General features: G+C 58.7%; 21 protein-coding genes. 14 read left to right on the forward strand and 7 right to left on the reverse strand.

Features of this window, described 5'->3' with window-relative positions:
* Positions 1–88 precede the first annotated feature (88 nt).
* Positions 89–340: a YMGG-like glycine zipper-containing protein gene (locus RS75_RS09630; protein WP_003492347.1), complete on the reverse strand. Its 252-nt coding sequence runs from the start codon at positions 338–340 to the stop codon at positions 89–91.
* 369 nt (positions 341–709) lie between these two features.
* On the opposite strand from RS75_RS09630, the gene hemA reads away from it, so the two are divergent.
* Positions 710–1,927 carry a 5-aminolevulinate synthase gene (gene hemA, locus RS75_RS09635; protein ID WP_045019869.1) on the forward strand — a complete coding sequence of 406 codons (1,218 nt, stop codon included), beginning with the start codon at positions 710–712 and terminating at the stop codon, positions 1,925–1,927.
* A 61-nt stretch (positions 1,928–1,988) separates the two neighbouring features.
* The gene (locus tag RS75_RS09640; RefSeq protein WP_045019676.1) at positions 1,989–2,462 is read left to right on the forward strand and encodes a hypothetical protein; all 474 of its coding nucleotides are present in this window, start codon (positions 1,989–1,991) and stop codon (positions 2,460–2,462) included.
* A 116-nt stretch (positions 2,463–2,578) separates the two neighbouring features.
* Here RS75_RS09640 and dxr read toward each other — a convergent pair whose 3' ends face one another.
* Positions 2,579–3,772: a 1-deoxy-D-xylulose-5-phosphate reductoisomerase gene (gene dxr / locus RS75_RS09645; protein WP_045019871.1), complete on the reverse strand. Its 1,194-nt coding sequence runs from the start codon at positions 3,770–3,772 to the stop codon at positions 2,579–2,581.
* Between the two features lie 185 nt (positions 3,773–3,957).
* Between dxr and RS75_RS09650 the strand changes: the two genes are divergently transcribed.
* Together RS75_RS09650 and RS75_RS09655 are read left to right on the forward strand one after the other, a co-directional pair.
* Positions 3,958–4,659, forward strand: coding sequence for a phosphatase PAP2 family protein (locus RS75_RS09650; protein ID WP_045019678.1), 702 nt, complete (start codon positions 3,958–3,960; stop codon positions 4,657–4,659).
* A 31-nt stretch (positions 4,660–4,690) separates the two neighbouring features.
* The gene (locus RS75_RS09655) at positions 4,691–5,947 is read left to right on the forward strand and encodes an FAD-dependent oxidoreductase (RefSeq protein ID WP_045019680.1); all 1,257 of its coding nucleotides are present in this window, start codon (positions 4,691–4,693) and stop codon (positions 5,945–5,947) included.
* 6 nt (positions 5,948–5,953) lie between these two features.
* Here the strand turns inward: RS75_RS09655 and RS75_RS09660 are convergent, their stop codons facing one another.
* Genes RS75_RS09660 through RS75_RS09675 form a run of 4 tightly spaced genes read right to left on the reverse strand, consistent with a single transcriptional unit; the run spans position 5,954 to position 9,851 of the window.
* Complete coding sequence (locus RS75_RS09660; RefSeq protein ID WP_045019682.1) at positions 5,954–6,880, reverse strand: ROK family protein; 927 nt, start codon at positions 6,878–6,880, stop codon at positions 5,954–5,956.
* Positions 6,881–6,883: 3 nt separating this feature from the next.
* A complete protein-coding gene (gene nagA / locus RS75_RS09665; protein ID WP_045019684.1) occupies positions 6,884–8,050 on the reverse strand; it encodes an N-acetylglucosamine-6-phosphate deacetylase in 1,167 nt (388 codons plus the stop codon).
* The gene (locus RS75_RS09670; protein WP_045019687.1) at positions 8,047–9,069 is read right to left on the reverse strand and encodes an SIS domain-containing protein; all 1,023 of its coding nucleotides are present in this window, start codon (positions 9,067–9,069) and stop codon (positions 8,047–8,049) included. Before RS75_RS09670 ends, nagA begins: the two co-directional genes overlap by 4 nt.
* Positions 9,070–9,095: 26 nt before the next feature.
* Entirely contained in the window at positions 9,096–9,851 is a 756-nt protein-coding gene (locus tag RS75_RS09675; RefSeq protein WP_045019695.1) for a GntR family transcriptional regulator, read from the reverse strand.
* Between the two features lie 437 nt (positions 9,852–10,288).
* Between RS75_RS09675 and RS75_RS09680 the strand changes: the two genes are divergently transcribed.
* From RS75_RS09680 to RS75_RS09700, 5 genes are all read left to right on the forward strand, one after another.
* Positions 10,289–11,470, forward strand: coding sequence for a Gfo/Idh/MocA family protein (locus tag RS75_RS09680; protein ID WP_045019697.1), 1,182 nt, complete (start codon positions 10,289–10,291; stop codon positions 11,468–11,470).
* 12 nt (positions 11,471–11,482) lie between these two features.
* The gene (locus tag RS75_RS09685; protein WP_045019700.1) at positions 11,483–12,367 is read left to right on the forward strand and encodes a carbohydrate ABC transporter permease; all 885 of its coding nucleotides are present in this window, start codon (positions 11,483–11,485) and stop codon (positions 12,365–12,367) included.
* Positions 12,364–13,221 (forward strand): carbohydrate ABC transporter permease, encoded by an 858-nt coding sequence (locus RS75_RS09690; protein WP_045019702.1) that lies wholly within the window; start codon positions 12,364–12,366, stop codon positions 13,219–13,221. Before RS75_RS09685 ends, RS75_RS09690 begins: the two co-directional genes overlap by 4 nt.
* 40 nt (positions 13,222–13,261) lie before the next feature.
* Positions 13,262–14,494 carry an ABC transporter substrate-binding protein gene (locus tag RS75_RS09695; RefSeq protein WP_045019705.1) on the forward strand — a complete coding sequence of 411 codons (1,233 nt, stop codon included), beginning with the start codon at positions 13,262–13,264 and terminating at the stop codon, positions 14,492–14,494.
* Between the two features lie 190 nt (positions 14,495–14,684).
* Entirely contained in the window at positions 14,685–15,797 is a 1,113-nt protein-coding gene (locus RS75_RS09700) for an ABC transporter ATP-binding protein (protein WP_045019706.1), read from the forward strand.
* A gap of 152 nt (positions 15,798–15,949) precedes the next feature.
* On the opposite strand, the gene RS75_RS09705 is transcribed toward RS75_RS09700, so the two are convergent.
* Positions 15,950–16,435: a hypothetical protein gene (locus RS75_RS09705; RefSeq protein ID WP_045019708.1), complete on the reverse strand. Its 486-nt coding sequence runs from the start codon at positions 16,433–16,435 to the stop codon at positions 15,950–15,952.
* Between the two features lie 244 nt (positions 16,436–16,679).
* Here RS75_RS09705 and RS75_RS09710 point away from each other — a divergent pair, with 244 nt between their 5' ends.
* From RS75_RS09710 to RS75_RS09730, 5 genes are all read left to right on the forward strand, one after another.
* Positions 16,680–17,543 carry a MurR/RpiR family transcriptional regulator gene (locus RS75_RS09710; RefSeq protein WP_045019711.1) on the forward strand — a complete coding sequence of 288 codons (864 nt, stop codon included), beginning with the start codon at positions 16,680–16,682 and terminating at the stop codon, positions 17,541–17,543.
* Between the two features lie 73 nt (positions 17,544–17,616).
* Positions 17,617–18,399 (forward strand): SDR family oxidoreductase, encoded by a 783-nt coding sequence (locus tag RS75_RS09715; RefSeq protein ID WP_045019729.1) that lies wholly within the window; start codon positions 17,617–17,619, stop codon positions 18,397–18,399.
* 44 nt (positions 18,400–18,443) lie between these two features.
* Entirely contained in the window at positions 18,444–20,363 is a 1,920-nt protein-coding gene (locus tag RS75_RS09720) for a beta-N-acetylhexosaminidase (protein ID WP_045019733.1), read from the forward strand.
* Between the two features lie 12 nt (positions 20,364–20,375).
* A complete protein-coding gene (locus tag RS75_RS09725) occupies positions 20,376–21,809 on the forward strand; it encodes a M81 family metallopeptidase (RefSeq protein ID WP_045019735.1) in 1,434 nt (477 codons plus the stop codon).
* A 65-nt stretch (positions 21,810–21,874) separates the two neighbouring features.
* Entirely contained in the window at positions 21,875–23,080 is a 1,206-nt protein-coding gene (locus RS75_RS09730) for an MFS transporter (RefSeq protein ID WP_045019737.1), read from the forward strand.
* Positions 23,081–23,136: the final 56 nt, after the last annotated feature.

The following is a 23,136-nucleotide window of genomic DNA, read 5'->3' on the forward strand; positions in this document are numbered from 1 at the left end:
GAGGACCCTTCGACTTGCGTTTTGCCCGCCTTAACGCAAAAAGCCCCGGGTGACCGGGGCTTCTGTGCAACGGTATCTTGCTAAGCGATTAACGGCAACGCGCCGTGTAACGCTGACCGTACTGGTCGCGGTAATAGCAATAACCCGGCTCGGATGCATTGCCGATCAAAGCGCCGCCTACGCCGCCGATCGCCGCACCGACTGCCGCACCACGAACATTACCCGTGATAGCGCCGCCGAGGACCGCACCGGAAACGGCACCGATCGAAGCTCCCTTTTCGGTCTGCGTGCAGCTCGCGAGCGACAGGCCGACCAGCGCAAATATGATTGCCTTTTTCATGAAACTCTCTCCAACGTTACAATGAGCTCTTCGGCTCGGTAGGCGTCCCATATTTATCTGCGGCGACTGCTACCTCCGACCGCAACAGATAACTAACAATTCGATATCGTTTAGGGAAGCCTCATTTCCAGGCATTCCTCCGGGCGGAATCGATTGCGTGCCAAACAACGGTGCGACACGAAAAAGGTTCCAAATTTCGCGGTTTTTTGATGTGAATCAATTTTGTACTTTTCATCAGCTTCTATAAACGGTTTATTGGAATGGTTCAAAACAACGGCGAATTGACGCAGACGTGGTTAAAGCGGCTCGCAAGGGTTGACGGTCCCGGTGCCGGGGCAGAAAACGATCTGGTCAATTCTGGAGCATGGCATGGACTTCGAGGCATTTTTTACGACGGAACTGCAAAGCCTGCATTCTGAGGGGCGCTATCGCGTTTTTGCGGATATCGAACGCCAGCAGGGCAATTTTCCCCGCGCGACACGGTACAACGCCAATGGCGAGCGCAAGGACGTAACCGTCTGGTGCTCCAATGATTATCTGGGCATGGGCCAGAACCCGAAAGTCATCGAAGCCATGAAGGCCGCCGTCGATCACTGTGGCGCGGGTGCGGGAGGCACCCGGAACATTTCTGGCACCAACCATTATCACGTCCTGCTGGAGCAGGAACTCGCCGATCTGCACGGCAAGGAATCGGCGCTGATCTTCACGTCGGGTTATGTTTCCAACTGGGCCACACTCGGCACGCTTGGCCAGAAAATTCCGGGCCTCATCATTTTCTCCGACGCGCTCAACCACGCATCGATGATCGAGGGCATCCGTTACGGCCGTTGCGAGCGGGTGATCTGGAAACATAACGATCTCGAAGATCTCGAGGCGAAGCTCAAGGCCGCCGATCCGAATGCGCCAAAGCTCATCGCGTTTGAATCCGTCTATTCGATGGATGGCGATATCGCGCCGATCAAGGAAATCTGCGATCTGGCCGATCGTTATGGCGCCATGACCTATCTCGACGAGGTTCACGCCGTCGGCATGTACGGACCGCGCGGCGGCGGCATCGCCGAGCGCGAAGGCCTCATGGATCGCCTGACGATCATCGAGGGGACGCTCGGCAAGGCCTTCGGCGTGATGGGCGGTTACATTACCGGCTCGACTGCGGTCTGCGACTTCATCCGCTCTTTCGCATCCGGTTTCATCTTCACGACAGCGCTGCCGCCGTCGCTTGCCGCTGGCGCAATCGCTTCGATCCAGCATCTGAAGGCAAGCCCCTTCGAGCGCGCCCGCCATCAGGACCGGGTGGGCAAGCTGCGCGGTCTCCTCGATGCGCGCGGCATTCCGCATATGGACAATCCAAGCCATATCGTGCCGGTCATGGTGGGCGATGCCGCCAAGTGCAAATGGATTTCCGACATCCTGCTCGACAATCACGGCGTTTACGTGCAGCCGATCAATTATCCGACCGTGCCGCGCAAGACCGAGCGTCTGCGCATTACCCCGACGCCGCTGCATAGCGATGCCGATATCGAGCAGCTGGTCGGTGCGCTGCACCAGCTCTGGTCGCATTGTGCGCTGGCGCGTGCGGTGGCATAACACCCCCCGTAGTATCGCAATGCGAGAGTGAACAGAAGCGAGCGCGGATAGGTGAGGTAATATGCAGATCCAATATCCCGAACCGGAAGATTTCATATCCGCGATCGCAAAGCCGTTCGAGAGCGAAGCGGTCACGAAGCTTGTGGCGCCTTTTGGCGTGAACTGGTCGAACGCCGTCAAACTCGACAGGAATCTGCCGATATTTGATCTCGACGCCACAGCATTCGGTGTGGGTTTCCACTTCAAGGACCAGAGCCTGGTGAACGAAAGCGATGGCGATGCTGTTGGTCCTAACCTGCTGACCAGTTCTGCTTGCTGGGGCTATGAGGCAGGTGTCGAAACCTATGGGGGACCCTTGTGGAAAGGCCTTCGTTTCTCGGACACAAAGGTCGACGCAATTGCCAAGCTGGGCGAGCCGAGCCGAGTCGGACGCTATGATATTCACCGCTGGGTGTTCCCGGATTTCGAACTATCGATCCACTGGAACAGTCCAAACAAAATTCGCGTCATATCTTACTGGATGAACTTAGAGTAGGTCGCTGACAAGCCAGCCGCTCGGCGTGACCGTGCAACGAACACTCCGGAAACGGAGCCGTGCACCAATTTGAACTGTAGAGGACGTCTTTCTTCGAGACCCGCCAGCAATACAGTTCAAGCCGCTTTCCCGATATTTACAACTAGTTCCAGCGCGTGACTGCGGGCTTCCTTATCCGCCGCGAACACGTCTTCGATCGTGGCGGCCGATCGGCCGTCATGCATGCGGTCCATGACCGTTTCGACGATTTCGGCCATATCGAGAAAACCGATGCCGCCCTCGACGAAGGCGTGAAAGGCCGTCTCCTCGGCCGCATTCAGGGCCGCGCCCTGCAAGCCTCCACGTTCCAGCGCCGTCCGCGCCAGTCTGAGCGCCGGAAACCGGGTCTCGTCCGGGGCTTCGAAATCGAGCCGCGCCAGTTTTGCAAAATCCAGACGCTCGACATTGAGATTGCCACGCTCGGGGTAGGTGAGGGCATAGGAGATGGCGGTGCGCATGTCGGGGGAGCCGAGCTGGGCGATGTAGGAGCCATCCGTATAACCTACCATCGAATGCACGATCGATTGCGGATGGACGATGACCTCCACCTGATCGGGCCTGAGATCGAAGAGGTATTTCGCCTCGATCATTTCCAGCCCCTTGTTGAACATGGAGGCGCTGCCGATCGACACCTTCAGCCCCATGGACCAGTTGGGGTGGGCACGGGCGATATCTGCTGTGACATTGGCCATCTCATCCCGTGACCAGGTACGGAACGGCCCGCCGGATGCGGTCAGCACGATGCGTTCCACGGCCTGCTTGTGTTCGCCCGTCAGGCACTGGAAAATCGCGCTATGCTCGCTATCGACCGGGATCAGCCTGCCGCCGCCCTGCTTGACCGTGCGCAGAAAAACATCGCCCGCCGAAACGAGGCATTCCTTGTTGGCAAGTGCGATGTCCGCACCGCGCCGCGCGGCCGTCAATGTCGGGGCGAGGCCGGGTGTTCCGGCAATTGCCGCCATTACCCAACCGGCATCCATCAAGGCCGCCTCTTCGAGACCGGATTTGCCCGCCGCAACTTTTATGTTGGTGCCGGCAAGGGCTGATTTCAGCGCCTCGTATTTGTTGTCCTCGGCTGTAACCGCAAGCTGCGCGCCGAATTCACGGGCCTGTTCCGCCAGGAGGTCGATGTTTCCGGCGCCGGTGAGCGCCATGATCTCGAATTGGCGGCGACCACCCAGCTGACGCACGACATCCAGTGTGTTCGTGCCGATCGAACCCGTCGAACCCAATATCGTCAGCTTGCGTGGCATTTCACTGGTATTTTTCATCTTCGGTCCGTCGGTCGTTTCCGGTTCGCACGTCCTATGCATGCCGTTCTCCAGAAACTGCTGCACATTTTCGGGCGACATGCATTAGCCTCTACTCGCGAAAACCTGCCATAACAAGGACACAGCCAGGCTATTGTTTTTGCGGATGGCAAAGCCATATGCAAGAAAATCATGAGAGAGCATCAATGCGACGTTTCCTAGTTTCCAGCGGATGGATTTTTGCGGCGAGCCTCGTGCTTGTGCTGGTCTTTATTCCTCTCGATCCACGCCTTTCCGAAAGTGCGCAGGCCCTGCCGGGAACGATCGTTTCCTTCAATCGCATCATTACCGATTTCGGAACGTTCGGTTGGATGCTTTATTCAACGGGCGCTCTTGCCATCTTCGCTTATGTCGGCGCGCGCGTTTTACAGGCGCGGACCTATGCCGGACGCCTGAGAACGGCATGGCGGCTCCTCGCCTATTTCTTTTTGACGATCGGAACGGCAAGCATTCTGGTTCATATGCTCAAATTCCTGATCGGACGGGCGCGGCCGGAACTTTTCGTGGAACTGGGTGCCTATAGTCTCACCCCGTTTACCGGTGACAATCTCTATGAAAGCTTTCCCTCCGGTCATTCGACGGCTGCGGGGGCATTTTTCGGCGTTTTTGCCATGCTGATGCCGCGTTTCCGCTGGGTGTTTCTGCTGTTTGCCCTTGCCATCGGTATTTCACGCGTCATCGTTGGTGCGCATTATCCAAGCGATGTCGCCGCCGGTCTGCTGCTCGGCATGTGGACCGCCATGGCCTTCGCCTTTATCTTTGCCAGGTCCGAAATGCTTTTCCGTTTCGATGAGCACGGCTGGCCGCAACCGAAAAATGCAGGCCTTCCGGCAACGGATACACGATAGGGACGTTTAACGGGACGGAGAGGGGGCCGCGATGGAAGAAGCGAAAGTCACGCCGGAAAATGACGGCAGGGCCGTTCAGCACATCCGCACTTCGGTCGCCGTGGCCGGTGGTGGGCCGGCGGGCATGATGCTTGGCCTGTTGCTTGCCCGCAGCGGCATCGACGTGACCGTGGTCGAAAAACACGGGGATTTCCTGCGCGATTTTCGCGGCGATACCGTCCATCCTTCAACGCTTGAACTGATGGAGCGGCTGGGTTTCGGCGAGGAGTTTCTGAGCCTGCCGCATACGCGCGCGCCACAGCTGAATGCGGTTATTGGCGGCGAGCGCATCACGATCGCGGATTTTTCCCGGCTACCGGTCCGACATCGCTTTATTGCGTTCATGCCGCAATGGGATTTTCTCAATTTCATCGTCGGCAAGGCCGGGCAATATGAGAATTTCCGGCTGCTGATGAATGCGCCGGTGACCGGCCTCATCGAGCGCGACGGGCGTGTCGGCGGTCTCATCGTCAATACGCCGGAAGGCGTAATCGAGATCGCCGCCGATCTGGTGGTGGGGGCGGATGGACGCAATTCCATCGTCCGCGAGGCGGCGGGGCTCGAAGTGCAGCGCTTCGGCATACCGACCGAGGTGCTGTGGTTGCGCCTTTCGAGACAGCCAGGCGATCCGACGGAAACCATGGGGCATGCGGGCTCGCGGCAGGGTTTCGTGATGATCAACCGAGGCGACTATTGGCAATGCGGTTATGTGGTGCGCAAGGGCTTTTTCGCGGACATAAAACTTCAGGGAATTGAGGCGTTCAGGGACAGGGTTGCGGAAATCTGCCCTTTCCCGCGCGACAGGCTCGACGAACTTACGAGCTGGGACGACGTGCATCTCCTGACCGTTCGTATCGACCGGTTGAAGCGCTGGTGGAAGCCCGGCCTGATTTGCATCGGCGATGCGGCTCATGCCATGTCGCCTGTTGGCGGCGTCGGCATCAATCTCGCTGTTCAGGATGCGGTTGCTGTGGCCAACGTGCTGGTGCCGGTGTTTTTGTCGGGCCGGGCCATTGCCGATGACGATCTCGCCGCAATCGAAAAACGACGATCCTTCCCCACCAAGGCCACGCAGTTTTTGCAGCGGATGATGCGTATCGGCCGCAAGAAGGAGCAGGCGGACACGGCGGAAAAACCGAAAGGCCCGCCGGCCTTCGTGCTGGCGATCATGCGATTTCCGCTTTTTGCCCATTTGACCGGCAGACTGGTGGGGCTGGGCTTCCGTCGGGAAAAGATCGAGACGGTGTGACGCTGTTCAGGAATGGACGGCGATTTCCTTCGCATATTTCAGCCCGATAACGGCTGAACCGATCAGCCCCGGCTCGATCCGGCAAATGGCAGGCACGACCAGCGGGCGGTCGAAGCGCCTGAGAATGCGGCTTCTGACGGCCTCGTCCAGAGCGGCCAGAAGTTCCCTCGAATTCGAAAGCCCGCCACCGACCGGCACGATGGTCGCGCCGGTGACGTTGATCACCATTGCCAGCGGTGAGGCGAGAATATCGATGAGGATTTCAATGGTTCTTGCGGCCTCCGCATCGCCGGCCTGCCAGGCGGCAATAATATCCTCACTGGTCATATCCTTCCGGTGAAGATGCAGATGCAGTTTTTCCATACCACGGGCGCTACCGATAGCATCGACGCAACCGGTGAGGCCGCAACCGCATTCGAAGCGCGGCAGCGAGACCGGCGGGTTGCCGGCCAAAGTCGCGGCCACCGGCCCGTGGCCCCATTCGCCGGCAAAACCGCCATCGCTGTTGATGAGCTTACCGTCGATCACCAGCCCACCGCCGACACCCGTTCCGAGGATGACGCCGAAAACCACACGGTGTCCCTGTCCGGAGCCGATTTCCGATTCGGCGATCACGAAACAATCCGCATCGTTCGAAACGATAACGGGAAGGTTCAGGGCTTTTTCCAGATCGTCTTTCAACACCCTGCGGTGAATGCTTGGAATATTGGCGACTGTCGCCTTGCCGGTGTCGAGATCGATGACGCCTGCAATCGACAGCGACACGCAGTCGGGTGTGCCGCCGCTATTGTCGATGACGGATTTCAGGCCGGCGGCGAAGTCTTCGAAGCTGGTTTTCGGTGTCGGTATACGCGGCACGGGGCGAATATCGTCCGGGGCATGGGCAATTGCGCCCTTGATGGTCGTTCCGCCAATATCGAAACAAACGATCATGGTTCAGACTCCGGAACGTGTGGCATCATAGATTTTTTCTCCTGATATCCATGTGGAATGCATCTGGAGGTCTGGTGTCAGCATGATGAAATCCGCATCGAAGCCGGGCAGGAGTTTTCCCTTGGCTGACGCGCCGATTGCCTGTGCGGGATAGGCGGATGCCATTCGCAGAGCCTCTTCCAGCGGCATTTCCATCTTCTCATGCATGAAGCGGATGCAGGAGAGCATGTCGATATCCGCTCCCGCCAGCGTGCCGTCCGCAAGCGTCAACCTGCCGCCGTTGCGATAGACGCGCCGGCCGTTCAGTTCGAAACCGTCATCATCCGTGCCGATGGTGGACATGGCGTCGGTGACGAGGAAGATGTGGGCCGGGCCATTCTTGGCGCGGAGTGCAATGCCGATTGCGGCCGGATCGACGTGGAAACCATCGGCGATAAGCCCGCAATCCAGCTTGCCGTTTGAAAGCGCTGCCCCCACCAACCCCGGTTCGCGGTGGCCAAGCGGGCTCATGGCGTTGAAGAGATGCGTGACCATGGATGCGCCTGCATCAGCATAGGCTGTCGCCACATCGAGGCCCGCATCGGTATGGCCGAGGCTGACGACGATGCCGGCTTGTCGGAGCGCGGCGACTTGCTCCACAGTCGTGTTTTCCGGGGCAATGGTCGTCATCACGAAGGGAAGCTTCGCCTTGCAGCCGATCAGGACTTCAAGATCGGCCGTCTCCATCTTGCGGATAAGCGCCGGATCATGCGTGCCCTTGCGCGCGACGGAAAGATGCGGCCCCTCGAAATGCAGGCCGAGGAAGCCGGGCACGTGCGCCTTGAGGGCGGCAATGCCTGCCTGCGCCGCTTTGGACGTTACGTCCGGACGGTCGGTGATGAGCGTAACCATCAGTCCTGTCGTGCCAAACTGGGCGTGGGCGGAGCAGATGCGGGCGATGCCAGCCACATCCGGCTGGTTGTTGAACATGACCCCGCCGCCACCATTGACCTGAAGGTCGATGAAGCCCGGCGCGATCAACAGCCCGTCCGCATCGATCGCCTCGGCTTCGGCGGGCACGCCGTCCGAGATAGCGGCAACATGCCCGTCTTGGGTCAGAAGTACCTTGCCATCGTGCCACGCGGCGCCGTCGAAAATACGTGCGCCGATGAATGCCTTGATGCCGCTCATTGGGTTTCAGTCACCTTCTTCAATGCCACGGGCGCATCCGGGTTGAAGCCCCTTGCGCGCGACAATTGCTCGATGAAGCCGTAAAACGGTGCGATCAGCAACAATGCGTCGGTCAGCGGGTGATTGGTTTCCACGAAGGGCAGGGGTTTGGCCGGGCTGCCTTTGGCGGATGTGACGAAAACATTTGCGCCTTTGTGAGCAAGGCTTGCGGCAATATCCGTCACCGAGGTCTCGGCGCGGTCGCGTGCGGCAAAGGCGATGATGGGGAATTTCGGGGCAACCAGCGAGACCGGGCCGTGCATCACTTCCGCCGATGAATAGGCTTCCGCGTGCAGTTCGCAGGTTTCCTTGCACTTCAACGCTGCTTCTGCGGCAATGGCAAGGGCAGGACCCCGGCCCAGCATGTAAAGCGATTCTTCGCCCTTGACCGCCTCGGCAATATGGCTCCAGTCGAGCGCGATCGCCCTGGCGAAATTCTGTGGCAGGGCGCTGACGGCTTTGGCGAGCAGATTGTCTTCCGTCCATTCCGCGAGGATCGCGAGGCCGGCGACAATGGAATTGACGAAGGACTTGGTCGCGGCAACCGCTTTTTCCGGCCCCGCCTGAATATCGATCGCGTGATTGGCCGCCTCGCCGAGAGGGGAAGGAAGGGTGTTCACGAGGGAGAAGGTAAGCGCGCCGCCCTTGCGGGCGCTTTCCGCCAGAGCGACGATGTCAGGGCTTTTGCCCGATTGCGATACGGCGAAAGCCGCTGCCCGTTCCAGCCGCAGCTTCGTCTGGTAGATCGAGGCGAGCGAGGGGCCGAGCGAGGCGACCGGAAGTCCGGTCTGCAATTCGATCGCATATTTCAGGAAATGCGCGGCGTGATCGGACGATCCGCGCGCAATGGTGACGATAACGGCGGGATCGCGGGCCTTCAGCCTGTCTCCGGCTTCGCGGAAGGCGGCATTGGTATTGTCCAGCAGGCGGGCGACGGCATCGGGAATCTCGTTGATTTCCTGGCGCATCAGGGTTGTCATCGTTTTATGTCCTTGGTCGATATGGTTCACTCGGAGGCGATCGTCAGTTCGGCGACGAGATCGTAGGCGTCGCTGCGATAAAGCGCGCGCGATATTTCCATGAGACGCCCGCTTTCCAGATACGCCATGCGCTGGACGGAAAGTGCTGCAGAGCCCGGCGGAACCCCAAGCAGCAGGGTTTCTTCGTCCGTCAGGTTGCGGGCGGAGATGCGCTGGATGGCGCGGACGGGGCGAATGCCGTTTTTCTCAAGTTCCTGATAAAGCGAGTTTTCCACCAGTTCAGGGTCCGGCAGAATATCTCCCGGCAGGCTCGTCACTTCGAGCGCGATCGGCTGGTCGTTGGCAAGGCGCAGTCGCGTCAACCGGGCAACCATGGCGGATTGGGAAAGGCCGAGAGCCATCATCTCGTCACCGGTCGGATAAAACAATCCCCTGTCCAGCCAGCGTGTGCTCGCGGCCATTCCCCGGCGGCGCATGTCCTCCGTAAACGAGGTGAGCTTGGTCAAGGGTTGCTGCATGCGGGTGATGGGTTTGACGACGAAGGTGCCCGAACCGTGCCTGCGGACCAGAAGGCCGTCGCGGACCAGATCGTCCACAGCCTTGCGCACCGTGACACGGCTGACGCAGGCGCTTTCGGCAATATCACGTTCGGGCGGCAGGGCGTCGCCATGCTTCAGGCGGCCGCCATTGATGGCGTCCTCAATCGTCTGACGCAGTTTCAGGTAAAGCGGGCCGCCGCCTCCCGATTGCAGGTCGTTCAGATTAAGCACTGCCCCGTTCATCCATAACCTCTGTCACAATCGATGTGGCGAGTTCCGGCTATATCATACGCATTACAATCGGCAATACCAAAATAGAACCATTGGTGAAATTGTAGGATTATTCGGTGGTTTTTTCGATGATTTGCGTAATAATGCGGCTATGTGCCTGAAATTTTCGCATTAACCAAAAAAAATTTCCGCCAATGGTAATTGCTATAGACGATTGGCATTTTTTTGGTATTGTTTTTGTATCGCTGGTCGGCGACGCGCTGTTTTGCGTCCGCCTCCATGGAAAAATTGATCTCCGATTCTCCAGAGGATTTGCGGGATCGAATTTAACTTGACCGTTGTGAAAATTAATTTCATCGTGACGGGAAATTATCGCAGATATCGAACGACCAACACAGAAATGGTTGCTTCTGCGAAAATTATTTACGAATGAACAGGGAACAAAGTTCATGAAGGTGGGAATTATCGGACTCGGATTCCGTCTCGGTTATCTGGGCTACGTTTTTCACGAGATCGACAAGGATTTCGAGATCGTCGGTTATGTCGATCCCGCCCCGGCTGGTCTGCCGGGGCTTGAGGAAAAAGGCATTTCGGCCGGCAAGGCCTATGACAGCCCCGAAGCGCTGATCGCTGGCGAGACATTCGATCTTTTGATGATCGGCTCGCCGAACCATATGCATCTGGAGCATATCCGCATCGGGCTTGAAGCCGGTTGCACCATCTTTTCCGAAAAACCCATCGTCGTCAGCATTGAGGAAAGCCTCGAACTTGCCCGGCTGCTCAACAAGCACGGCCATGAGCGGCTGCTGGTCGGTCTCGTCCTGCGTTATTCGCCGCTTTACCGCGATCTGCGCGCCGCGCAGGCCGAAGGCAAGCTCGGCGATGTCGTTTCCATCGAGGCTTCGGAACATATCCCGCCCTATCACGGTGCGTTCTTCATGCGCGACTGGCGGCGTTACGAGAATTATTCCGGCTCCTTCATGCTGGAAAAATGCTGCCACGATCTCGATCTCTATAATGGCGTGGTCGGTGCGCGGCCGCGTTTCGTATCGAGTTTCGGCGGGCGCAAGAGCTTTACGCCTGCGAACGCCCCGCAAAATGACGGCATCAACGACATGGAGGTCTACCATCGCAAGCCGAGCGGCTGGATGGGCTCCGAAAAGGTGTTCGACAGCGACGGCGACATCATCGACTACCAGACGGCGATCGTCGAATATGAGAACGGCGCGTCGCTTGCTTTCCATACCAATCTAAACGTTCCCGACGATTTCCGCCGTTTCTGCGTCATCGGCGCCAAAGGCATGGCTGAGGGCGATTTCGTGCGCGGCTTCCTGAACGTGCACAATGCCCGGACCAACGAAAAGACCGTCGCCAAGACCTATTCGGCGGCAACCACGCTCTCGCAGCATTACGGCGCCGACGAGCAGATGGCCGCGGACGTGATCGCTCATGTCGTAGAGGGTACGCCCCTGCCGGTTTCCGCGCTCGATGCGATCGAGGCCGGGATTCTGGCGCTTGCCATGGACGAGGCGCGCCATGGCCGCAAGGTGGTCGATCTCAAGCCTGTGTGGGAGGAATACGATCTGGCGCTCCACGGGCAGCCGAAATCTCCCGCTGTGAAATCGGCTTAAGGGGGCGCGGCGATGGATGCGAAACGCAGCGCGGTGATCTTCGCCTGGCTTCTTCTTTTGCCGGCGCTTTTCTACATCACGGTTATTGTTGCTTATCCGCTTGTGGATACCTTCATCCTGTCCTTCACGGACGCGTCGCTGAAAAAGACGACGAACTGGGTGGGTTTTCTCAACTACGAGAAGATTTTCAACGAAACTTTTGCCGGGGTCATCACGCGGACCTTTATCTGGACGTTCTTTTCCGTCTCGATAAAGATGATCATCGGCACATTTGGTGCAGTGCTGCTGAATTCGGCAGTTCCCGGTCGGGCGCTGTTTCGCATCCTGACGATGCCGCCATGGATCGTGCCGATGGCTATCGGCATCTTCATGTGGGGCTGGATGTATAACGGCCAGTTCGGCATGATTTCCGGCCTTCTGCAGAACCTTGGCCTGGTGAATGGTCCGGTTGCTTTCCTCGCCTATGGCAACACGGCCTTCTGGGCGACGGTGATTACCGATGTGTGGATCGGCGTGCCGATGGTGACGCTTTATCTGCTCGCCGCCATCCAGTCCATTCCGCAGGATTTGCATGAGGCTGCATGGACGGACGGTGCCAGCCGCGTCTACCGCTTCCGACGTATCACGTTGCCGCTGATGTTGCCGGCCATGATCACCATGTCGGTCCTGTCGCTGATTTCGACGTTCAATTCCTTCGACATCATCTGGATTCTCACGCGCGGCGGTCCGAACGGTGAAACAACGACGATGATCATCGACACGTATAAGACGGCGATCGGAGCTTATAAATATGGCGAGGGTGCCGCCCGCGCAGTGCTGATCTGCATATTCCTGTCGATCTTCACCTTCTTCTATTTCCGCATCACCCGCCGCTTCTCGCAGGAGGCCAGCCGATGACCGACAGACATGCGATGATCAACCGTTACAGGTGGTATGAGATCGTCGGGATCTATTGCGGCGTTGCCGTATTCCTGACCTTCGTGCTGGCGCCGTTTGTGGAAGGGTTTCTGGTTTCGCTGAAACCGCTCAGCCTGCTGTTTTCCTCGCCCTACAAGTTCTGGCCGGAAAACGGCTCGTTCGAGGCCTACAGGACCATGTGGGTCAGCGTTCCGGGTTTTGCTCTTTATATTTTCAACTCGTTCTTCATTGCCGGCGCCATCACGCTCATCGTTCTTGTCCTCGTGATACCCGCCGCCTATGCGTTTGCGAGGTTTGACTTCAAGGGCGCAGGTCTGTTGCTGGGACTATTCCTCGCGGTGAAGATGTTCTCAGGCGCCGTTTTGCTTATTCCGCTGTTTCGCCTCATGCGGTCGATCGGCGTACTGAACAGCTATTTTGCGATGATCATTCCCGGCGTCGCCTTCATCATTCCCACAGGCATCCTGCTTCTATTGACCTATATGCGCCGTATACCGCGCGAACTGGAGGAAGCTGCTTATGTGGATGGGGCGAGCCGGCTCTATACCCTGCGCAGGGTGGTCTTGCCCATAGCAACGCCAGGCATCGCAGTTGTCGCAATCTCTTCCTTCATCGAGGCCTATGCGCAGCAATTCATCTATGCGCTGACGTTCAATTCCAGGACGGAATACATGCCGTTGCCGGTGGGCCTGTTTGCCTATTTCGGCCGGCAGGAGGTTGTCTGGAACGAACTCATGGCCGCAAGCTTCGTGGGTATCGCGCCAGCGATGATCGCGATTTTCCTGATGCAACGCTATCTCGTCGGCGGTCTCACCGCTGGCGCGGTGAAATAAACAACAACCGGAACGACTACCAGAAAACGGGAGACTATCGATGGCACTGAAACATTACGGATTGGCGCTTTGCGCTTTCGCATTTGCCGGTTCCACTGCTCTTGGCACGGTGACGGCGCACGCCGCCGACAAGGAGATCAGCTGGATCTATTGCGGCGACAAGATGGACCCCATCCATGAGAAATACATCAAGGAATGGGAAGGCAAGAATGCCGGATTTAAGGTCGTTCCGGAAGTCGTGGGCTGGGAGCAGTGCCAGGACAAGGCAACGACGCTCGCTGCCGCCGGCACCCCGGTCGCCATGGCTTATGTCGGCTCGCGCACGCTGAAGCAATTCGCGCAGAACGACCTCATCGTTCCGGTGCCGATGACGGAAGACGAAAAGAAGACCTACTACCCGAATATCGTCGATACGGTCACTTTCGAGGATACGCAGTGGGGCGTACCGGTCGCTTTCTCGACCAAGGCGCTTTACTGGAACAAGGACCTCTTCAAGCAGGCGGGTCTCGATCCGGAAACACCGCCGAAGACCTGGGCTGAAGAAATCGCCTTTGCCAAACAGATCAAGGAAAAGACCGGTATCGCCGGTTACGGCCTGCCCGCCAAGACGTTCGACAACACCATGCACCAGTTCATGCACTGGGTTTATACCAATAACGGCAAGGTGATCGATGGCGACAAGATCACTGTCGACAGCCCGCAGGTTGTCGCAGCGCTCAAGGCCTACAAGGACATCACGCCCTATTCCGTCGAAGGCCCGACTGCCTATGAGCAGAACGAAATCCGCGCCATCTTCCTCGATGGCAAGGTCGGCATGATCCAGGCCGGCTCTGGTGCGGCAACCCGCCTGCAGGAAACCAAGATTAACTGGGGCATCGCAACCCTGCCGCTCGGCCCTGAAGCCAAGGGTTCCGGCACGCTGCTCATCACCGACAGCCTTGCGATCTTCAAGGGAACCGGCGTCGAAGAAAAGGCGACCGAATTCGCCAAGTTCATCACTTCGCCCGGCCCGCAGGGCGAATACGAACTGCAGGGCGGCGCTGGCCTCACGCCTCTTCGTCCGTCGCCGAAGGTCGATGAATTCATCGCCAAGGACCCCTTCTGGAAGCCGCTGATCGACGGTATCGCCTATGGCGGTCCCGAGCCACTCTTCACCGACTACAAGGGCTTCCAGGACACGATGATCGAGATGGTACAGTCCGTCGTTACCGGCAAGGCTACGCCGGAGGATGCCGCGAAGAAGGCCTCCGGCGCTCTCGAGCAGTATAAGTAATCCACTTTTGATACGGTTGCGGGCGCATGTCGCCCGCAACCGGCATATTTCGCCGCGAGAACGTTTGCCGCCATTATGGACGCATCCTCTCGTGTTTTTTCAACGGTTCCGCTCGGACACGATTTTTTCCCGTGTTGCGGAACGTCTCTGAACGCAGCCTGATGTCGGCTGGTGACGGGAGAGGCAAGTTTTGGGTCAGCTTTATCTCAACAACGTCCGCAAGAACTATGGACATTTCGAAGTCATCAAGGGCGTTCAGCTCGACATCAGGGATGGCGAGTTCGTCGTTTTTGTCGGCCCCTCGGGATGCGGCAAGTCCACATTGCTGCGCATGATCGCCGGCCTTGAGGATATTACCGCCGGCGACATCGTCATCAATGGCGTCAAGGTCAATGAATTGCCGCCGGTGAAACGCGGCATCGCGATGGTCTTCCAGTCCTATGCGCTCTATCCGCATATGACGGTTTTCGAAAACATCGCTTTTCCCCTCCGCGTCGAAAAGATGGAGGAGAGCAAGATCAAGGAAAAGGTCGAGGTTGTCGCCAAGATTCTGCAACTCGACCAGCGCCTGCAGCAGCGTCCCGGCATGCTGTCCGGCGGCCAGCGCCAGCGCGTAGCGATCGGCCGCGCCATCGTTCGCGAGCCGAAGATATTCCTGTTCGATGAGCCGCTTTCCAACCTCGATGCAGCACTTCGCGCCGACATGCGCATTGAGCTTACCAATCTTCACCGGACGCTGCAGGCGACGATGATCTATGTGACGCATGATCAGGTGGAGGCCATGACCATGGCCGACCGCATCGTCGTGCTGAATGCCGGCGAAATCGCCCAGGTCGGCGCGCCGCTCGAGCTTTATCATAAGCCGGCGAACCTGTTCGTCGCCGGTTTCATCGGCAATCCGAAAATGAACTTCCTGAAGGTCACCTGCAAAACCGCCAACGCCGATGGTGTGACTGTGGAATATGAGGGGCAGACGATCACCGTGCCGGTGGAGCCTCGCCCCGGTCTCGAAGGCGCGCAGCTGACGCTCGGCATTCGCCCGGAACATACCGGTCTGGAAACAGCCGACCTCAATATCAAGGTTGCGCCCAGCGTCATCGAGCGGCTTGGGATCAATACCATCGCTTACGGTATTGCCCCCACGGGCGAGAACTATTGCGCGCTTCTTTCCGGTTCCGCGCCGGTTGTTGTCGATGAACCCATCGTCACCGGTATCAAGGCGTCGGATTGCCATCTGTTTGATGAAAGCGGCATCGCTCTGGAGCGGCACGTCGACCTTTCTGTCCTCAAGCTGATACAATAAAGGGCAGGAACCGGGCTATGAAATCTGTCTCCCCATGCCCGGTTTTTCCCGACGCGATCCGTCTTCGGCGGGTTTCCTCCGCCTTCTCCCGACAAAAAAATGACGCCGGGCTTTCGGCCCGGCGCTCGAATATCTCTCGCAGAGGCGTTGGATCAAGGCATGGGGTTCGGCATGTAGCCGGTGAAACCGCTGATTTTCCAGCGGCCCTGATGCAGCCGGCAATAATAGAGCGTCTGCCATTTCATCACGTCGAAGCTGCCATCGGCCTTGCGAAGCCCGCCGTCGAACTTCTTGCGGACGAGCGCGGTCTCGCCTTCCACTTCGATCTCCTCCAGCGTGGTAGTCGTGAAGATGGCGTCGCGCGGGTCTTCGGCGAATTGCTGTGTCTGGAAATCCTGCGCCTGTCGCAACCACTCGTCGCGATAGGCGACAAGCGAGGGGAAGGACAGACGCCAGTTGTCCGGGTTCGCGTCCCGGTTGGCGTTGATGCCGAGAAAACCGTCCTCGACGAAATCTTCCGCCACCTTCGACCAGTCGGCGGTGAGGAAAGCGTCGATATCCCGCGTCACCAGCATCTCCCAGATGGAATGGCGGGCGACGTCTGTTTCGGGAAAGGGGTTTTTGAATGGATCGCGCATGGTTTGGGTCCGTTGTTGAAATTATTTTCAGGAACTGGATATTTCTCTGGCGAATATTGTTGGCATATGCTCATCTTCCAATCAACAGAGAAAATAATTTTCAGATCATGGGTGTCCGGAGTGTCGTCAACAGGACGAAACATGGTCGATTCATGGGTATGGATGGTTGACGGACGTCTCGGATTAGGATGCATCGGAAACGGGGCCAAGGCCTGATTTTTTGGCGGAACGGAGACCGGTGAGCATGGATATTTTTGCAAAGATTCAAGACGACAGGGGACAGTTCTCACAATCGGAGCGGCGGATCGCCGATGTCTTGGTTTCGGACTTCGAATTCGCTGTCAATGCTTCGATCATCGAGCTTGCCGCTCGCGCCGAGGTTTCCCCACCGACAGTGACGCGGTTCTGCCGTCGTCTCGGTTGTCAGAGCTTTTCGGATTTCAAGGTCAGCCTTGCCAAGACCGCTTATGTCGGCATTCGCTACCTCACTTCGGAACCCACCAGCACCGGCCCTTCGGATGTCGCCGAGGAGGTGCTTGCCAAGGCGCAGGAAGCGCTTTTCCTGCTGCACAAGACGCTTGATCCCGCGCTCGCAGACGAAGCGGCGATCAAGATCGCCAATAGCGGTATGATCTATGCCTTCGGTGCGGGCGGCAACTCCTCGATGATCGCGACGGAAATCCAGAACCGGCTGTTTCGCCTGGGCTTGCGCGTTTCGACCAGCGCCGATCACAGCATGCAACTGATGATGACGGCCGCTGCCCGGAAGGAAGACGTCATCATCGGTTCCTCCTTTTCCGGCCGCAACATGGAGCTGGTGAAATGCTTCAGACTGGCGCGGGAAATGGGAGTTACCACCATTGCGCTGACCCAGAGCGACACGCCCGTCGCCATGGCTGCCGACATGGTGGTGGCCGTCAACGTGCCTGAAGGAAACAACATCTTCCGCCCGACCTCATCGCGTTACGCCTATCTGGCCGCCGTCGATGTTCTGGCGACGCTTGCTGCCTATCACCACAGGCAACGGTCGATGGTGACGTTGCGTCACATCAAGCAGCAACTCGTGGAACATCGCGATCCGGATGACCGGCAATTGCTGGGTGACTGAAGGCGTGATGATGAAAAATGTGAGCGGTTTTGCCTGAAATCCGCTCTGGAACGTTTCGAAGGAGTGACATGACATGCAGGACAGGAAAGACCGGGTCGCCGTCGTAACGGGGGCGGCAGGTGACATAGGCCGGGCAATTGCCGCAGCGCTTTCTGAAAGCCATGCAAAGGTGGTGCTGGTCGACATCGATCCAGACGCCCTTTCCACTGCGCTTTCCCTGCTTTCCGGTTCCGCCTTCGTTCCGATAACCTGCGATGTTACCGATCCGCAGGATCTCGCAAGGCTGGCCTCGGAGGTCGCGGAGCTGGGTGATGTCGCGACCCTCGTCAACAATGCAGGTGCTGCAAGGGCCGTCAGCCTGCACTACACCACCGCTGAAATTTGGCGCAAGGACAACGCCCTCAATCTGGAAGCGCCGTTTCTCTGCTTCAGGGCTTTCGAAGATGCGCTGAAGCGGACTGAGGGGTCTGTCATCAATATCGCTTCCGTCAACGGCATGGCGGTGTTCGGCCACCCCGCCTATAGCGCGGCGAAGGCCGGGCTGATCCATCTGACGAAGCTGATCGCCGTCGAATACGGAAAATTCGGCATCCGCTCCAATGCCGTTGCGCCGGGCACCGTGCGCACGCAGGCCTGGGAGGCGCGGGCAGCCGTCAATCCTCAGGTCTTCGAGGAAGCGAAGCACTGGTATCCGTTGCAGCGCATCGTGAGGCCTGAGGATGTGGCCAATGCCGTCGCTTTTCTGGCCGGCCCACAGGCCGCCGCCATCAGTGGCGTTTGCCTGCCCGTCGATTGCGGGCTGATGGCGGGGCAGGCGCCGCTTGCCCGGACTTTCTCGCAATCCGAACATTACTGACCGGAGCCCTCCAGAGGGTTCAATGCACAATAAAGGGGAGCATCATGACGCTCGCACACTATCGTCTCGAAAATTCATGGCATCCGCTCGAAGATTCCGCCTCTGGCGGCTTCACCTTTACCCTGTTCAATCTTTCCCGTGAGCCGCTGAAGGATTTCCGGATCGTCTATACGTCGTTGACGCGGACCGTCGACAAGCCCGTTTGCGGTAACGCCGTCTATCTGCGCCGCAACGCCAATTTCCATGAATTTGCGCCGCCGCCCGGCTTTGTGCTTGCGGCTGGCAAATCGTGGCGTTTCACCGTCGATGGCCTGCTCAGGCCCGCCCGCCATCGCACGGATGGCGCGAAATCCGCCTATATCAGCCTTGCCGACGGCACACATCGGGTCGCCGATGTCGGTGATCTGATGCTGGACGGGCGCCACAGCGAGCCGGCGCCGGCGCTGCTTCCTGAAGGAAAGCTCGATCTGCCCTTCTCCATCCAGCCCTGGCCAGCCGAAATCGATGCCGAACCTGGCGACACCTTTCCAGTCGCACTTTTCCCGGCGGAAGACGCTGAGGCTGAGGAAGTGCTTGCGGTGGATACCGTGCTTTCACTGTTCCGCAGGCTTTTTGCCGTTGGGCATGTGCCGTTCAGCCTCGCGCCGGTTCACGAGGGCAAACCGCTCCGTTTCAAACGCCATAGCGGTCTGGAAGCGGAGGGTTATCGCCTGTCTTTCTCCGATGAAGCCGTTGTCGTGGAATATTCGGCCGCTGCCGGTCTGCAATATGGCCTGACGGTTCTGGCGCAATTGCTGCATGGCGCGCGGATCGATTCCAAGTTCCGCTTTCCGGCCTCCGGCACCATCAGCGACGCACCGCGTTACAGCTGGCGCGGTTGCCATCTGGATGTCTCGCGGCAATTCTATCCGACTGATGATGTCGTGCGGCTGATCGATATTCTTGCATGGCTGCGCATGAACCGGTTCCATTGGCACCTCACGGATGACGAGGCGTGGCGGCTTGAAATCAAGGCCTATCCGCTGCTGACGACCGTCGGCGCGACACGCGGGCCGGATGCGCCGCTTCTGCCGCAGCTCGGCAATGGGGCTGAACCGGTTTCCGGTTATTACACGCAGGATGATGTTCGCATGGTCGTTGCACACGCGGCGGCATTGAACATCGAAATCGTGCCGGAGGTCGATATTCCCGGCCACAGCACGGCGGCTCTCGTTGCCTATCCGGAACTGACGGATGGGCAGGAAGCGCCGGACAGCTACCGCTCGGTACAGGGATATCCCAATAACGCGCTCAATCCGGCCATTGAGCCGACCTATGAGTTCCTTGGCAAGATATTCGACGAGATGGTGGAGCTTTTCCCCTCGCGGCTGATCCATATCGGCGGCGATGAGGTTGCTGATGGTTCGTGGCTTGCCTCGCCGCTTGCCAAGGCGCTGATGGAAAAGGAGGGACTCGACGGCACCTTCGGTATCCAGTCCTATTTCATGAAACGCATTCAGGCGATGCTGCATGAGCGCGGTCGTCAGCTTGCCGGCTGGGACGAGGTTTCGCACGGCGGCGGCGTTGATCCCAAGGGAACATTGCTGATGGCGTGGCAGAAGCCGGAAGTGGGCCTCGAGCTTGCACGCCAGGGCTACGACGTGGTGATGACGCCGGGGCAGGCCTATTATCTCGACATGGTGCAGGATGAAGCATGGCAGGAGCCGGGCGCAAGCTGGGCCGGCACCGTTCCACCTTCCCACACTTATGCCTACGAGGCGGTCGGCGACTTTCCAGAGGAGTTGAAGGAGCGGATGAAAGGCGTTCAGGCCTGCATCTGGTCCGAGCATTTCCTCAATCGCGCCTATTTCAACCGTCTGGTTTTCCCGAGACTGCCGGCCATTGCGGAGGCGGCATGGACGCCTAAAGCGCAGAAGGACTGGCTGCGTTTTTCCGCCATCGTTCCGCTCAGCCCGGTTTATTGAGAGGAAGACCAGATGCGTATTGCCGTTGGTGGTATTCATACCGAATGCAGCACCTATTCGCCGGTGCTGATGAAACAGGAAGATTTTCGCGTTTTTCGCGGCACAGAGTTGCTGGAGGCCGAGTACTTCAATTTTGCCGGAGAAGGCGGGGCGGAAGTGCTGCCGCTTCTGCATGCGCGGGCGGTGCCGGGCGGACCGATCTCGCGTGTCGCCTATGATGCGTTCAAGCAGGAATTCCTTGAACGTCTCACGGCTTGCCTGCCGCTGGACGGGCTTTATCTTGCCATGCACGGCGCGATGAATGTCGAGGGCATGGACGATGCGGAAGGTGACTGGATTTCCAGCGCCCGGGCCGTCGTCGGGCCGGATGTGATCGTTTCCGCCAGTTACGACCTGCACGGCAATGTCAGCCAGACGATTATCGACCAGCTTGATATTTTCGCCGGCTACCGAACCGCACCGCATATCGATGTGCGCGAGACGATGGTGCGGGCGTGGACGATGCTCATCAAGGCGCTGAAAACGGGCGAAAAGCCCGGTGTGGCATGGGCGAAAATCCCTGTTCTGCTGCCGGGCGAAAAGACATCCACGGAAGATGAACCCGCCAAAAGCCTCTATGCCGTCCTGCCGGACCACGATGTCCGGCCCGGCATATGGGATGCGAATTTCATGATCGGCTACGTCTGGGCCGACGAACCACGGGCGACGGCCTGCGCGGTTGTGACAGGAACGGACAGAGAGGCCGCGCAGGCGGTAGCCGCCGAGATCGCGCGATCCTACTGGAATGTCCGGCAGGATTTTCGTTTCGGCCCCGTGACCGAGCCGCTCGATGCCATCCTGGATATTGCGGCAAAAACGACCACCAGCCCAATCATTCTCGCTGACTCGGGCGACAATCCGACCGGCGGCGGGGTGGGCGATCGCGCCGATGTTCTGGCCGCGCTGATTGCGCGCAGCTGGCAGGACGTGCTGATCGGCGGCATCACCGACCGGCCGGCGGTCGAAGCCTGCTTTGCGGCGGGCGAGGGCGCAACGCTTTTCCTGAAGATCGGCGGCAGTCTCGATCCACGCAGCCCATCCGTTACCGTGGAAGCCAAGGTCCTGAAACTCGACGATCCCGGCGCGGCTGATCAGCGTCAGGCGGTGGTCGGCATCGGCGGCATTACCGTGATACTGGCCGCGCGGCGCAGGCCCTATCACATGATTTCGGATTTCACCCGCGTCGGTTTCGATCCGAAGGCAGTGAGGTTGCTGGTCGTCAAGTCAGGTTATCTATCGCCGGAGCTTGCGCCGATCGCCAATCCCAATCTCATGGCGCTGACGGAGGGGGTTATCAATCAGGATATCGAAAACCTTCCCAACCGCCGCCGGTCTGGCGATTTTTACCCATGGAAGCCGCATTTCGATTATATGCCGCAACCCATCCTTTCGGCCCGCTGGCGATGACAGCGGTTCGATAGCATTCCATCCAGCGATCCGGCCGTGTGCCGGATCATCTCAGGCGAACCTTCATGCCGTCGGCTCTTTCCATCGTTATCAACAATCCGTCGATCCGCATCGGGGCGCTCGCCATTCTGTTCTTCGGGTTTTCGAATGCTGCGACTGCTCCCTATCAGGCGGTGATCGGCATTCGCGAAATTGGCCTCAGCAACACCGTCTATTCGCTGCTGATGCTGTTTGCCGCCATCATCAATGTCAGCGCCAGCGTGCTGATGGGCATCGTCGCCGACAGGCTGGGCGAATATCGCAAGCCCATGCTGCTCATCGCGCTCTTCGGCGTCAGCGGTTATATGCTGGTTTATCTCGTCGGCAATGCCACGGCCTTCGTGAGCGCCAAGCTGGTTCTCCTGCCGATTTTCGGGGCGATGAACTCGCTGATCTTCGCGCATGTGCGCGCCGATGCCCGTAATCTTTCGACCGGTGACATGATCGCCGTGAATTCGATCATGCGGGCCACGATCTCGCTGTCCTGGGTGCTGGTGCCGGGTATCGTCGGTATTTTTCTGGTGAATTCAGGCAATATGCTGCTGGCTTTCCTGTTCTCGGGGGTCTGTGCGCTTGTCTGTTTTCTGCTTGTGGCGTTTTGCCTGCCGCGCACGGCCACACCGGCATCGGTGAACGTGCAGGCGCGTTTCGGTTTTCGTGCCTCGCTCGCGGAAATCGGCTCGCGGCGGGTGCTGTTGCGCATCATCGCCATCGCCCTGATCTGCTCGATGCTACATCTCAATGATTCCATTCGCTCGCTCATCATAACGGGCCAAGCGAAGGGTACGGTCGCGGATATCGGCATCGTGGCGGGCATCGTCGCCGCGCTGGAGATCGTTTTCATTCTCCTGTGGGGCTGGATCGAGAAGAAAGTCCCGCAAACGCTGACGCTTGCGGCGGGCGCGGTGCTCTATGCCATCTATCTGATCCTGCAGGGGCTGGCTTCCGCGCCATGGCATATCTACGCGCAGACCGTCATCAGCGCGCTGGGGGCTGCCGCCATCATCAGTATCCCGATCACCTATCTGCAGGAACTGATCGCGGACCGGCCGGGGCTCGGAAGCTCGTTGATCGCCGTCAACATTTTCCTTGGCGCCGGCTTGGGTGCGCTGATTTTTGCCGTGGGTACGCTCGTCACGAGCTATTCGGGAACTTCCATTCTGGGAGCAATCGTGGGTCTCGGTGGCGTTTACATGCTCTATGCGCTTGATGGGACGGGCCGTCGCAGATAGAGCGTCGAACCGAAAAGATAGTCCGGCGCGTAAACAGAGCATGCTTGAATGAAAGA

Origin of the sequence: Rhizobium nepotum 39/7 (assembly GCF_000949865.1) — a bacterium.
GTDB lineage: Bacteria > Pseudomonadota > Alphaproteobacteria > Rhizobiales > Rhizobiaceae > Agrobacterium > Agrobacterium nepotum.